Source organism: Nocardia sp. NPDC087230, assembly GCF_044744725.1.
Taxonomy (GTDB): domain Bacteria; phylum Actinomycetota; class Actinomycetes; order Mycobacteriales; family Mycobacteriaceae; genus Nocardia; species Nocardia canadensis.
This window is the reverse complement of record NZ_JBIUYV010000002.1, coordinates 420,388-432,903: the sequence shown is the minus strand read 5'-3', so window position 1 is coordinate 432,903 and position 12,516 is coordinate 420,388. Positions and strand designations below refer to the sequence as shown.

At 70.0% G+C, this 12,516-nt stretch carries 14 protein-coding genes and 1 tRNA gene; 11 read left to right on the top strand and 4 right to left on the bottom strand.

The window, feature by feature from the left end:
* Nucleotides 1-134 precede the first annotated feature (134 nt).
* The 5 genes from ACIO52_RS08190 (at nt 135) to ACIO52_RS08170 (ending at nt 2,489) form a co-directional block, all read left to right on the top strand.
* Entirely contained in the window at nt 135-968 is an 834-nt protein-coding gene (locus tag ACIO52_RS08190; RefSeq protein ID WP_218718723.1) for an alpha/beta fold hydrolase, read from the top strand.
* 119 nt (nt 969-1,087) lie between these two features.
* The gene (locus tag ACIO52_RS08185; RefSeq protein ID WP_022565839.1) at nt 1,088-1,324 is read left to right on the top strand and encodes an MbtH family protein; all 237 of its coding nucleotides are present in this window, start codon (nt 1,088-1,090) and stop codon (nt 1,322-1,324) included.
* A gap of 127 nt (nt 1,325-1,451) precedes the next feature.
* Nucleotides 1,452-1,523: transfer RNA gene (locus ACIO52_RS08180), tRNA-Thr, on the top strand.
* Between the two features lie 160 nt (nt 1,524-1,683).
* Nucleotides 1,684-2,094, top strand: coding sequence for a DUF4189 domain-containing protein (locus ACIO52_RS08175; protein ID WP_218718724.1), 411 nt, complete (start codon nt 1,684-1,686; stop codon nt 2,092-2,094).
* 170 nt (nt 2,095-2,264) lie between these two features.
* Nucleotides 2,265-2,489 (top strand): hypothetical protein, encoded by a 225-nt coding sequence (locus tag ACIO52_RS08170; RefSeq protein WP_218718725.1) that lies wholly within the window; start codon nt 2,265-2,267, stop codon nt 2,487-2,489.
* A gap of 69 nt (nt 2,490-2,558) precedes the next feature.
* On the opposite strand, the gene ACIO52_RS08165 is transcribed toward ACIO52_RS08170, so the two are convergent.
* Both ACIO52_RS08165 and ACIO52_RS08160 read right to left on the bottom strand, forming a co-directional pair.
* Nucleotides 2,559-2,984 carry an HIT family protein gene (locus ACIO52_RS08165; RefSeq protein ID WP_316573419.1) on the bottom strand — a complete coding sequence of 142 codons (426 nt, stop codon included), beginning with the start codon at nt 2,982-2,984 and terminating at the stop codon, nt 2,559-2,561.
* Nucleotides 2,985-2,998: 14 nt separating this feature from the next.
* Entirely contained in the window at nt 2,999-3,376 is a 378-nt protein-coding gene (locus ACIO52_RS08160; RefSeq protein WP_218718727.1) for a PH domain-containing protein, read from the bottom strand.
* A 217-nt stretch (nt 3,377-3,593) separates the two neighbouring features.
* Here ACIO52_RS08160 and purD point away from each other — a divergent pair, with 217 nt between their 5' ends.
* Nucleotides 3,594-4,871: a phosphoribosylamine--glycine ligase gene (gene purD / locus ACIO52_RS08155; RefSeq protein ID WP_402642603.1), complete on the top strand. Its 1,278-nt coding sequence runs from the start codon at nt 3,594-3,596 to the stop codon at nt 4,869-4,871.
* A gap of 63 nt (nt 4,872-4,934) precedes the next feature.
* Here purD and ACIO52_RS08150 read toward each other — a convergent pair whose 3' ends face one another.
* Nucleotides 4,935-6,170, bottom strand: coding sequence for a M23 family metallopeptidase (locus tag ACIO52_RS08150; protein WP_402642600.1), 1,236 nt, complete (start codon nt 6,168-6,170; stop codon nt 4,935-4,937).
* Nucleotides 6,171-6,348: 178 nt separating this feature from the next.
* Here ACIO52_RS08150 and ACIO52_RS08145 point away from each other — a divergent pair, with 178 nt between their 5' ends.
* The 5 genes from ACIO52_RS08145 (at nt 6,349) to ACIO52_RS08125 (ending at nt 11,363) form a co-directional block, all read left to right on the top strand.
* The gene (locus ACIO52_RS08145; RefSeq protein WP_316573421.1) at nt 6,349-7,509 is read left to right on the top strand and encodes a pyridoxal phosphate-dependent aminotransferase; all 1,161 of its coding nucleotides are present in this window, start codon (nt 6,349-6,351) and stop codon (nt 7,507-7,509) included.
* Between the two features lie 156 nt (nt 7,510-7,665).
* Nucleotides 7,666-8,319, top strand: a complete 654-nt coding sequence (locus ACIO52_RS08140) for a TetR/AcrR family transcriptional regulator (RefSeq protein WP_218718730.1) — start codon at nt 7,666-7,668, stop codon at nt 8,317-8,319.
* Between the two features lie 6 nt (nt 8,320-8,325).
* The gene (gene purB, locus ACIO52_RS08135) at nt 8,326-9,747 is read left to right on the top strand and encodes an adenylosuccinate lyase (protein ID WP_218718731.1); all 1,422 of its coding nucleotides are present in this window, start codon (nt 8,326-8,328) and stop codon (nt 9,745-9,747) included.
* Nucleotides 9,748-9,843: 96 nt separating this feature from the next.
* A complete protein-coding gene (locus tag ACIO52_RS08130) occupies nt 9,844-10,266 on the top strand; it encodes an HIT family protein (protein WP_218718732.1) in 423 nt (140 codons plus the stop codon).
* A 164-nt stretch (nt 10,267-10,430) separates the two neighbouring features.
* Nucleotides 10,431-11,363 (top strand): alpha/beta hydrolase family protein, encoded by a 933-nt coding sequence (locus ACIO52_RS08125; RefSeq protein ID WP_218718733.1) that lies wholly within the window; start codon nt 10,431-10,433, stop codon nt 11,361-11,363.
* A 68-nt stretch (nt 11,364-11,431) separates the two neighbouring features.
* Here the strand turns inward: ACIO52_RS08125 and ACIO52_RS08120 are convergent, their stop codons facing one another.
* A complete protein-coding gene (locus ACIO52_RS08120; RefSeq protein WP_342800702.1) occupies nt 11,432-12,466 on the bottom strand; it encodes a DUF2330 domain-containing protein in 1,035 nt (344 codons plus the stop codon).
* Nucleotides 12,467-12,516 lie beyond the last annotated feature (50 nt).

The following is a 12,516-nucleotide window of genomic DNA, read 5'->3' as shown; positions in this document are numbered from 1 at the left end:
GAGTAGTCAATACTATCGGTCGCCCGTGCACGGCCGATGAACTCCCGACCCGATCACCCCACCCCGGTGCAGGGTCGTGGCGGTCCCGTTACCGTGAGTGTCGGACAGCTCAACCCCGCAGAGAGGTTTGTTTCATGCCAGTGGCCACGGTGAACGGCATCGCACTGAACTATCAGGTCAAGGGCGACCGTACCAAGGGCACCGACGTCAAGGGCGGCGGTCCGCTGGTGGTGTTGATCATGGGCACCGGATCGCCCGGTCGGGTGTGGGAACTCCATCAGGTGCCCGCGCTGGTTGCGGCCGGGTACCGGGTGTGCACCTTCGACAACCGGGGTATCGCGCCGTCGTTCGAGGCACCCGGCGGCATGCGGATCGAGGAGCTGGTCGCCGACACCGCGGCGCTGATCGAATTCCTCGACGAGGGTCCCGCGCTGGTCGCGGGCACCTCGATGGGCGCCCGGGTCGCCCAGGAACTGGCGCTGGCCCGTCCCGACCTGGTCCGCAAGGCCGTGTTCATGGCCGGGCACGGCAGGCTCGACCAGTTCCAGAAGACGCTGTCGGCCGGTGAGCAGGATCTCGACGCCGCCGGTGTGCAGCTGCCCGCCAAGTTCGAGGCGGCACTGACCGCGGTGATGAATCTGTCGCCGGCGACCATGTCCGACACCAATGCCGCCCGCGACTGGCTCGACCTGTTCGAGTTCACCGGCGGGCCTGCCACGCCGGGCATCCGCGCGCAGCGGGCCATGGATCACGAGTTCAACCGGGTGGCCGCCTATCGCGCGATCACGGTGCCCTGCCTGGCAATCGGCTTCGCCGATGATAGGATGATTCCGCCTTATCTGTCGCGGGAAGTCGCCGACGCCATCCCCGGCGCCAGGTACCAGGAAATCCCGGACACCGGCCACTACGGCTACCTGGAACGCCCCGAGGCGGTCAACAAGATCCTCCTCGATTTCTTCGCGGCTTGACCGCCGAGGCTGAGGTAACCACCTACACGTAACGTCAGCCTTGCTAGGGTCGACACAACGCCCGGGGTTCGCCCCCCGAAGCGATCCCGTACACAGCGCCAGTATCCAGTGAGGTGAAATTGAGCACCAACCCCTTCGACGACGAGGACGGCCGCTTCTTCGTTCTGGTCAACGACGAAGAGCAGCACTCCCTGTGGCCCGCGTTCGCCGAGGTCCCGGCGGGTTGGCGTGTCGTGTTCGGCGAAGAGAGCCGGGCCGCGTGCGTCGAGTACGTCGAGAAGAACTGGACCGATATGCGTCCCAAGAGCCTGCGCGACGCGATGGCCGCCGACGATGCGGCCCGCGCCCAGTCCTGAGCAGTAACACCGATACTGCGCCGGGACCTCGCTGAGCGCGACGGCCGCGTGGCACCTCTACCGATGCCACGCGGCTGCCGCGTCCCGCTATGATGGTCGCTGCCCTTCGGGGCGCCTGTTCGTACCCGCCTCCTTAGCTCAGTGGTAGAGCACCGCTCTTGTAAAGCGAAGGTCGTCAGTTCAATCCTGACAGGGGGCTCTCCCAGAACCCGACCCGGACAACGGGTCGGGTTCTTTGTCGTTCGTGGTGCGCGACGGCAGATCGTGCCCAAGACTTTTGGGGCCGCCTCGCGTCCATGCGCTGCGGTATCTTCCATGCGATCGCCGCACCAGCCGGCGCGCAGAGGGAGACGCTCCACATGTTCGACAAGTCCTTTGCGGCCGCCGTGCTCTCGGTGAGCGCCGCTGCCGTCCTCGCGGCACCGCCCGCCACCGCCGACCCGGTCAACTGGGGCGCCGTTTCCCTCAGCGTGTGGGGCAACGTCTACGCGTTTTCGGTCAACCACCCCACGGAAGCCGACGCGATTCGAGCCGCGGACCGAGCGTGCAAGGGTCAAGGCATCATCGACTGCCGGACGATGGTGACGTTCGCGGACGGCTGCGGTGCGGTCGTGACCAGTCCGCTCGCGATCGTCGCGGGATTCCCGATCGTGGGCTTCGGTAAAGGGGCGAACCCAGGGGAGGCGATCGCGGACGCCACCCGCAACCTCCCCACCGGCACCGGGAGCGCCGGTTCGTTCGATCGTGACCACGCCTGCACCTGGCTGTGATCGACAGGCCGCCGGCTCGATCCTGACGTGGCTCCGAGTTGTTCGTAGCGCCGCGACGGCAGCTCGTGCCCCAGAAAGCAGGGGCGATCGATCCACTCCGAAACAGTGGCGTTTCTCACTAGGCTCACTCGCACGCCGAACCCCGGCGTACCTGTTCGAGAGGGATCCTCGTGAAACGCTTCGCCATCCTCGCCGCCGCGGTCACCGCGTTCGGCGCCGCCTCCGCCGGGCTCGCCACCGCGACCCCGGCGCAGTCCGCCTCGGGTCAGCCGACGACGGCCCAGCCGGTCGTCCTGCAGACCGGCTCGGCCGTGATCGACCTGCTCGCCTACTTCGCCGCGGGCTGCTTCGGCAGCTGGAGCCCCGCCCCGCCCCCGCACTGCGTCACGCAGTGACCGCTCGATCCTGACCGGTCAGGCCCCCGACCTGTGCCGACGCGGCGGGGGCCGTACGGTCTGGCCGCCTCAGGCCGGGACGTTGGCCTCGTAGCCGAGTTCCCGGAGGGCGGCCTTGATCTTGGCCTGGGCCTCGTCGAGGGACTCGGGTGTGGGGGCGGTGTCGGCGCCGGAGATGTCGAAGTCGCCCATGGTGTAGGCGGGGAAGACATGGGTGTGCAGGTGGGGGACCTCCAGGCCGGCGATGAGCAGGCCCGCGCGGGGCGCGTCGAAGGCGATGCGGACGGCCTGGCCGATCTTCTGGGCGAGGCCGGTCAGGCGCGCCATGACGGCGGGGTCGACGTCCTGCCACTGGTCGATCTCGGCGCGCGGCACGATGAGGGTGTGACCCTGGGTGACGGGGGCGATGGTGAGGAAGGCGACGAATTCGTCGTCCTCCCAGACGAAACGGCCGGGAAGCTGTCCGGCGATGATCGCGCTGAAGACGGATGCCATAGCGGCGAGCCTAGCTAGATCGCGACGAAATGCGACAGGATGCCCTGCACCTCGTAGATGTCGACCTGGCGGTTGAACCGCTGCCTGACCGGCTCGTTCCCGCTGCCGATCCAGATGTGGAGCTCGGCGTCGAGATCGAAGGTGCCCGCGGTCTCGACGGCGAAATGGGTGATCGAGCGGTAGGGGATGGAGTGGTAGCTGACCTTGCGGCCGGTGACGCCCTGCTTGTCGACCAGGATCAGCCGGCGATTGGTGAACAGCATCGCGTCGCGCACCAGCAGGTAGGCCGAATAGACCTGCTCACCCTGGCCGAACAGCTTGGCGTACTCCTGCTGCGCGGCGGCCGGGTCGATCCGGCCCGCATTGCCCATCATCCCGTCGAGCAGACCCATGCTTGCTCCCCTCGCCTTCCCCGGCGGCCGTGTCGTCGCGCCAGCCCCATTGTCCCCCAAGTGAACCCGATGCGGGTGGTGTGCGCGGGTGAATTCCCGACGCCGGGGCAGGGTTCGGATCCGTCGCCGCGGCCCGGTGACCGCTACCGGATATCGCGACGCGGTAGGGGGCTGGGGCGTGCGCAGCGGGCGTGAAGAGCGCGACTAATCTGTGACCGTGCGCGTACTCGTCATCGGTTCCGGAGCCCGTGAACATGCCCTCGTCCTGGCGCTACGCCGGGATCCGTCGGTGACGGCGGTGATCGCCGCCCCGGGCAATCCCGGCATCGGACAACATGCCGAACTACGTCCGGTCGACCCGTGCGCGGCCGAGGACGTCGTCGCGCTGGCCACCGAGGTCGCCGCCGATCTCGTGGTGATCGGCCCCGAGGTGCCGCTGGTGCTCGGCATCGCCGACGCCGTGCGTGCGGCCGGATTCCCGGTCTTCGGCCCGTCCAAGGACGCGGCCCGGATCGAGGGCTCGAAGGCGTTCGCCAAGGACGTGATGGCGGCCGCCGGTGTGCGGACCGCGCACAGCGAGATCGTCGACACCCCGGCCGACCTGGACGCCGCGCTCGATCGCTTCGGTCCGACCTGGGTCGTCAAGGACGACGGGCTGGCCGCGGGCAAGGGCGTCGTGGTGACCGACGACCGTCGCGCGGCCCGCGATCACGGCGCCGAGCTGCTCGAACAGGGCCACCCGGTGCTGCTCGAGTCGTTCCTGGACGGCCCGGAGGTGTCGCTGTTCTGCCTGGTCGACGGCGAGACCGTGGTCCCGCTGCTGCCTGCGCAGGACCACAAGCGCGTCGGCGACGGCGATTCCGGCCCGAACACCGGCGGTATGGGCGCCTACACGCCGCTGCCGTGGCTGCCCGAGGAGACGCTGACCGAGATCGTCGAGGATGTGGTGAAGCCGGTCGCGGCCGAGCTGGTCCGCCGGGGCAGCTCGTTCTCCGGGCTGCTGTACGCCGGTCTGGCCGTCGGCACCAACGGTCCCGCGGTCGTCGAGTTCAACTGCCGCTTCGGCGATCCCGAGACCCAGGCCGTGCTGGCCCTGCTGGACAGCCCGTTCGCCGAGCTGCTGCACGCCACCGCCACCGGTCGCCTGGCCGAGATCGAACCGCCGCGCTGGAAGGACGGCTCCGCGATCACCGTCGTGCTGGCCGCCGAGAACTACCCCGCTCGCCCGCGCACCGGTGACGTGATCACCGGCGCCGAGGACGGTGCGCTGGAAGGCGAGACGCTGGTGCTGCACGCGGGCACCGGGCAGCGCGAGGACAAGACGCTGGTCTCGGCCGGCGGCCGGGTGCTCAATGTGGTCGGGGTCGGCGCCGATCTCGCCGAGGCTCGCGAGCGCGCCTACGCGCGGCTCGCCCAGATCAAGCTGCCCGGCAGCCACTTCCGCACCGATATCGGCGCGACCGAGGTGGTCGTCCCGGAGCGCAAAGCGCAGTAGCGCGCGAATCGCGAACGAGGGGCATCGGGGTCCGGAGCGGGTCCGATGCCCCTTGTCGTGTCGTCAGGTGAGCTGGAGGCCGTGCGTGGCGAGCCAGGCCTGCGGGTCGACGTGGTTGCCGTTCTGGACGATCTCGAAGTGCAGGTGCGGGCCGGTGGAGTCGCCGCGGTTGCCGATGCGGGCGATCTGCATGCCCGCGGGGACCCGTTCGCCGGGGGAGACGAAGAAGTCGTACATGTGGCCGTAGATGCTGATGGTGCCGTCGTCGTGCCGGATGCGCACCCACAGGCCGAAGCCCTGGGCCGGACCCGCTTCGACGACCGTGCCGTCGGCGACGGCGTAGATGGGGCTGCCGATGGGGGCGGCGATGTCGATGCCGCGGTGCATGGTGCCCCAGCGGGAGCCGAAACCCGAGGTGAACGCGCCCTTGGCGGGCAGACTGAAGCCGCCGAGGGAGGGGGTCGCCCCCGGCGTCACGGTCCCGGGGACCACCGGCGCCCGCGTCCCCATCCAGTCCTGCCACTCGCCCGAGGCCGCGGCCGCCGCCTCGGCCTTAGCGCGCTCGAGGGTGGCGCGGGCCGCCGCCGCGACCACCGCCGCCTCGCGCCGCTTCTCGCCGTTGGCGATGGCGGCGAGCAGGCGCGTCGTCGACTGCGGATTCGGCGCGAGTTCCGGGACGTAGGCGATCGCCACGCGCTGCGCCTCACCGGGCGCCAGCGGGCCACCCTCGACGTCGTCGCCGATCCGCCCGTCCGCCGCCACGACCACCGCCACGATCGCCACACCCGCGATCAGGACGCGCTGCTCGATCAGTACCCGCCGCACCCGATCCCGGCTCGGCCGCCGCGCCCACAGCGCCTCGGCCCGCGCCTTCGGCCGCAGCCAGAACACGGTGCGCACCTCGCCCGCGCGCAGTTCGCCGGCGATCTCGGCGACCGTCGGATGCTCGCCGATCCAGGTCGCCACGCGCTCGCGGACACCGCTCTTCGACGGTAGCTGCTCGCGCCAATTCGCCTGCAGAACAAGGCCGTTGATGCTGACTACGCGCTTCCCGACGCTCGGCGCCGCGGCGTCGTCGAGCGCCCGGGTGCTGTGCTCAGCGGCTGAGGCGCTGGGGCCGTCGGTGGTGACTCGCCGGTGCGCGGTGGTCTCGGCGGCTGAGGGCTGCGCGGTGGCGGCCGCGGTCTCCGCACGAGGGTCGGCCTCGGCGGCCGCGGGGCTCGCGGCGACGTCCGCCGCCTGCGCGTTCGCCTCGGCAGGAGGGCTGTCCTCGACCGGCGACGCCACGACACGATCCACCGCGTCCGCCTTCGCCCGCCGCACTCGCCCCGCCGTCCTTACCCACTCCATGGTGCCCCCGCGGCCCTGCCCCGACGCGGCTCAACTCGCTGCGCCGGTGGCTGCGTATTCGCTGTCGGAGCCATTCTGCCGACCATATCTGTCAACGCCCGCAATCGGGTGCTCTACCGTCACTCGGGTGTCCAGAGAATCGCGCCGGTCGACCATTCCCCCTTTCTACGTGATGGATGTGTGGAAAGCCGCTGCTGAACGGGCCAGGTCGCACGGAGACGTGCTGGTGCTGGCGGCGGGACAGCCCTCGACGCAGGCGCCGGCACCGGTGCTGCGGGCGACCAAGGCGGCGATCGAGCACGAGCTGCTCGGGTACACCGAGACGTTCGGCATCCTGCCGCTGCGCGAGGCGATCGCCGAGCACCACCGGGAGACCTACGGCTACGACGTGCACCCGGACGAGGTCGTGGTGACCACGGGGTCCTCGGGGGCGTTCACGCTGATCTTCCTGGCCGCCTTCGACGCGGGCGACACCGTGGTGGTGGCCCGGCCGGGATACCCGGCCTACCGCAACACCCTCACCGCGCTCGGCTGCGAGGTGATCGAGCTCGACTGCGGCCCGCAGACCCGCTTCCAGCCGACGGTCGCCATGCTCGAGGCACTGCCGGAGCCGCCCGCGGGCCTGGTGGTGGCCAGCCCGGCCAACCCGACCGGCACCATGATCGACCCGGCCGAGCTGGCCGCGCTGGCGCGCTGGTGCGAAGACCACGGCACCCTGCTGATCTCCGACGAGATCTATCACGGCATCACCTTCGACGACGCGACGCCGACCGCCTCGGCCTGGGAGTTCTCCCGCGCGGCGGTGGTGATCGGCTCGGTGTCGAAGTACTTCTCGATGACCGGCTGGCGGCTGGGCTGGATGCTGGCCCCCGCCGACCTGCGCCCGGCGCTGCAGCGGCTGGCGTCGAACATGACGGTGTGCCCGCCCGCCATCTCCCAGTACGCCGCCGTGCACGCGTTCGGCGCGGAAGCCAAGGATGAGCTGGACGGCCACGTCCGCCGGTACGCGCGCAACCGGGCGCTGTTGCTGGAGGGTCTGCCGAGTATCGGCATCACCGAACTCGCCCCCGCCGATGGCGCTTTCTACGCCTATGCCGATATCGGTCACTTGACCAACGATTCCCGGGCCTGGTGTGCCGAGGTGCTCGAGCACACCGGCGTCGCGCTGGCACCCGGTCTCGACTTCGACACCGTGCACGGCATTCGCACTGTTCGCTTCTCCTTCGCCGGCGCCACCGACGACATCGCCGCAGCGCTGGACCGGTTGGGAAGGTTCCTGAAGGGCTGATCGGCCGCGCTGTCAACAGTGATGTGCGACAACAACTTTGCCTAGTACGAACACTTCCGTGCCGGGATGCGGTAAAACTCAGTTATCCCGATTTCCCGCGTTTCCCCGATGACGATTGCGCACGGTTGAACTGATGATGACTGGCACGATGGCACGGTGACCACCGCGACGACCCCGAAAGGCGAACGGCGTCGCCAGGCCCTGGTGGCGGCGGCGGCTGAACTGTTGCTCGAAGGCGGCTTCGACGCTGTACGACATCGCTCGGTGGCGTCGCGGGCCGATCTTCCGCTCGCCTCGACCACCTACTACTTCGAATCTCTGGAAGATCTGATCGCCCGGGCCGTCGAATTCAGCGGCGCGATCGAACTCGACGCCATGCGTCGCCGGGTCGGTGAGGTCAGCCATCGCAGGCGCGGTACCGACGCGACCGTCGACCTCGTCCTCGACCTGCTCGTCGGCCCCGACGACAGCGACCTCGACGCGCGCGGCCAGCTGATCGCGCGCTACGAGCGCTCGGTGGCCTCGGCCCGGCATCCCGAGTTACGCGAGGTCCAGCTCCGACTACGCACGCAGCTCGAAGAACTGCTCGCCGACGTGCTGCGCCGCTCCGATCGAGTGGTGCGCCCCGAGCAGTTGCGCAGGCTGGTCGCCGTGGTGGACGGCGCGGTGGTCGCCGCGCTGATCGAGGGTCACCCGGAGCCGAGGCGGCCCGCACGGGCCGGTCTGCTGGAGATGATCGACATCGTCGCCCCGCCCGTGGTGCCCAACATGATGCCCCAGCAGCTGGAACGGGCGCGGCAACTAGACTGAGTGTTCGTGAGCCTTGTCCCGAACGTCCTCGCCACCCGATACGCCAGCCCGGAGCTCGTCGCGCTCTGGTCGCCCGAGAACAAGATCGTGCTCGAGCGCAAGCTGTGGCTCGAGGTGCTGCGGGCGCAGTCGGCACTCGGCATCGATGTCCCCGCGGGTGTCCTCGACGACTACGAGCGCGTGCTCGAACACGTCGACCTGGCCTCGATCGCCGAGCGTGAGCGGGTCACCCGCCACGACGTGAAGGCGCGCATCGAGGAGTTCAACGCGCTGGCCGGGCACGAGCACGTGCACAAGGGCATGACCAGCCGCGACCTCACCGAGAACGTCGAACAGCTGCAGATCCGGCTCTCGCTCGAGTACGTCTACGACCACGGTGTCGCGATCGCGGCCCGGCTGGCCGAGCGCGCCGCGGAGTACCAGACGCTGGTGATGGCGGGCCGCTCGCACAACGTCGCCGCGCAGGCGACCACCCTGGGCAAGCGCTTCGCCTCCGCCGCCGACGAGGTGCTCGTCGCGCTGACCCGCCTGCGCGAGCTGATCGACCGCTACCCGCTGCGCGGCATCAAAGGCCCGATGGGCACCGCCCAGGACATGCTCGACCTGCTCGACGGCGACGCGGGCAAGCTGGCCGCGCTCGAGCAGCAGGTGGCCACGCATCTCGGCTTCGCGAAGGTCTTCACCAGCGTCGGCCAGGTCTACCCGCGCTCACTCGACCACGACGTGCTCTCGGCGCTGGTGCAGCTGGGCGCCGGGCCGTCGTCGTTCGCGCACACCATCCGGCTGATGGCGGGCCACGAGCTGGTCACCGAGGGCTTCCAGCCCGGCCAGGTCGGGTCCTCGGCGATGCCGCACAAGATGAACACCCGCTCGTGCGAGCGCGTCAACGGCCTGCAGGTCGTGCTGCGCGGCTACGGCTCGATGGCGGCCGAGCTCGCGGGCGCGCAGTGGAACGAGGGTGACGTGTTCTGCTCGGTGGTGCGCCGCGTCGCGCTGCCGGACGCGTTCTTCGCCGTCGACGGCCAGATGGAGACCTTCCTGACCGTGCTCGCCGAGTTCGGCGCATACCCGGCGGTGGTCGCCCGCGAGCTCGACCGGTACCTGCCGTTCCTGGCCACCACCCGCATCCTGATGGCGGCGGTGCGCGCGGGCGTCGGTCGCGAGACCGCGCACGAGGTCATCAAGGAGCACGCTGTCGCGGTGGCGCTGGCCATGCGCGAGCAGGGTCGCGAGCCCGACCTGCTGGACCGGCTCGCCGCCGACGACCGGATGCCGCTGGACCGCGCCGCGCTCGATGCCGCGCTGGCCGACAAGTCCGCGTTCATCGGTGCCGCGTCCGACCAGGTCTCCGAGGTCATCGCGCAGGTGCAGAAGCTGGTCGAGGCCAACCCCGAGGCCGCGCGCTACACGCCGTCGCCGATTCTCTGACGCACGGTGCGTGTCAGCCCGCCGCTGTCGCTGTTCCAGCACCGGCGGCGGGCGATCGCACGGCGGCTCCTGGCGCGGTTTCGCTACCGTACCCGGGTGAATCCGTACACGATCTTCGCCGACATCATCGCCGGGCAGGCGCCCGCCTCCAAGGTCTACGAGGACGATGATGTGCTGGCGTTCATGGACATTCGTCCGGTGACGCCGGGCCATGTGCTCGTGGTCCCGAAGGCGCCCGCGCCGAGCCTGGCCGATCTCGATCCCGCCCTCGGCGGCAAGCTGTTCCAGGTCGGGCAGCGGATCGCGGCCGCGTTGCGGGCCAGCGAAGTGGCCGCCGACGGAGTGAATTTCTTCCTCGCCGACGGCGTCACCGCCGGGCAGGAGATCTTCCACGTGCACCTGCACGTGATCCCGCGGACGCCGGGCGACGGCTTCGGCCTGCGGGCGCGCCCGACCTCGCCCGCGCGCGCCGATCTCGACTATCTGGCCGGGTCGATTCGCGGCGCCCTGTCCCGCTGACCTGCCTTTCCGGGCGAACCGGTCATTGCATACCGGTAAGTTTGCTGAAGAAACGCCCGAATCGCCGAATGCTCTCAGTTCGTTCACCTGTGGGTTACTTTGGACTGTCATTGGCATGCGGTAATGGAGGGTGGGACGTGCGTCGTACAGGTGTTGCTGCTTCAGTGCTGGCTTTCGCCATCGCGTTGATCGGACCCGCGGTGGTGAACCCCGCCCCCGCAGCTGCCGCCCAGATCGTCGGGGTGAACAACCTCAGCCCCACCCGCACCGCGATCACGGTCGCCTCGCCCGCGATGGGGCGCAATATCGACCTGCAGGTGCTGCATCCGGCGGGCGGCGGCTCGCGCTCGACCTACTATCTGCTCGACGGCCTCGACCCCGGAATCGGCCAGAGCACCTGGACCAACGCCACCGACGCCGAGGCCTTCTTCCGGAACAAGAACGTCAATGTGGTCATGCCGACCGGCGGGCAGGCCAGCTACTACTCCGACTGGATCTCCGACGACCCGCGCTTCGGCCGGTACAAGTGGGAAACGTTCCTCACCCAGGAGCTGCCCGGCCTGATCGACGCGGAGTTCGACGGCAACGGGGTCAACGGCATCGGCGGCCTGTCCATGGGCGGCAACGCGGCCTACATCCTGGCCGCTCGGCACCCCGGGCTGTACCGGGCCGTCGCCGGCTACAGCGCGTGTCCCGACAGCGCGATGGCCGCGGGCGCGATCATGTTCTCCATCGCCAACCGTGGCGGCAATCCGCTCAACATGTGGGGCGCGCCCGGCAGCCCCGAATGGGCCTCGCACGATCCGGCCCTGATGCTCGAGGGTCTGCGCGGCAAGGCGCTGTACATGTCCACCGGCACCGGCATTCCCGGCCCGCACGAGGCCGAACTGAAGCCGCAGCTGGCGGAGAACATCTTCCTCGGCGGTCCCATCGAACTCGGCGTCAACACCTGTATGGTCGCCTTCGACCAGCGGCTGCGCGGCGCGGGCATCGGTGCCAAGATCGACTACCACCCGGTCGGCACCCACTCCTGGTCCTACTGGCAGGACGCGCTGCACGCCTCCTGGCCGACCATCGGCCCGGCGCTGGGGGCCTGAGAGTTCTTCCACGCGGCCCGGTTCGACGGCTTTTCCAGCCCGAGAGCCGGGCCGCGCCGCGTTCCGGGCTACCTGGTCCGGCGCCGGAGCACGACACCGGCGAGCACGCCGATCACCGAGAGCCCGGCGATGATCAGCACGTAACCCGCGGGGAAGCCCAGGATCTCGACATACTCCCGGCGCACCACCCGATCGCGGACGGTGTCGTCGTTCGCGGCGGGGCCGAAGGCGAAATCGGTGGTGATGGTCGCGGGCCGGGGAATGCTGACGGCGAGTTCGGTGAGGTAGGACTTGCCCGCCGCGAGGGCTTTCAGGTCGGGATCGGTGAGTTCGGCGACGGGGGCGGCGAATTCGGTGATGGTGGATTGTGTGGCGGTGTCGGCGTCGGTGCGCGTCACCCGGTGGTCGCCGAAGACGTAGAGGTGCACCGACTGGTGGCCGGTGGCCGCCGCGGACATGCGCATCGGATAGACGAGCCGGTCCGAGTCGAAGGTCAACCGGACCGGATCCAGCGCGCCGGAGAGCGGTTTCGCGCTGGTCAGGCGCATGGCCACGAAGGACCAGCCCTCGCGGAGATAGGGGTCGAGGGTGGCGCTGACCTCGGGGCGCAGTTGATAGCCGTTGGCGTCCAGCCATTCCCGGACGCCGGTGAGGTCGCCGCCGCGCAGCGTCGTCGCCTCGAGCGGGCCGAGTTGGACCTGTCCGAGTACCTCGGGCCCGGAGCCGGGCGCGGCGCCGGAGGTGTCACCGGAGGAGTAGTCGCTGCCGAACCAGCGGTGCTCGGTGACGACCTCGGGCGCGGTCAGCCGGGACAGCTCGCTGAACGAGGCCGCGGTGCCCGCCGAGACCGTCGCCGGTGTCGGTGTGGGGACGATCAACGCCGCGTCGGCGCCGTCGAATTGCATTCCCAGGCGCATGAGCACGGTCTCGCGGGTGCCGTCCCACCCGAGCACCGCCGTCTCGCTGTCGACCCGTGCCGAGTTCCCGCCGCTGACCACGCCACCGCACGCACAGGCGGTCGCGGGAGTCACCGCCGCGGACCCCGCCGCCAGCACCACCCCGACACTCACGACGAACGATCGAACCGCGTACCGCATCCCCATGCGAGCAGGCTACGCACCCACCGGCGCGCGCACATGCGCAGAAATACTCA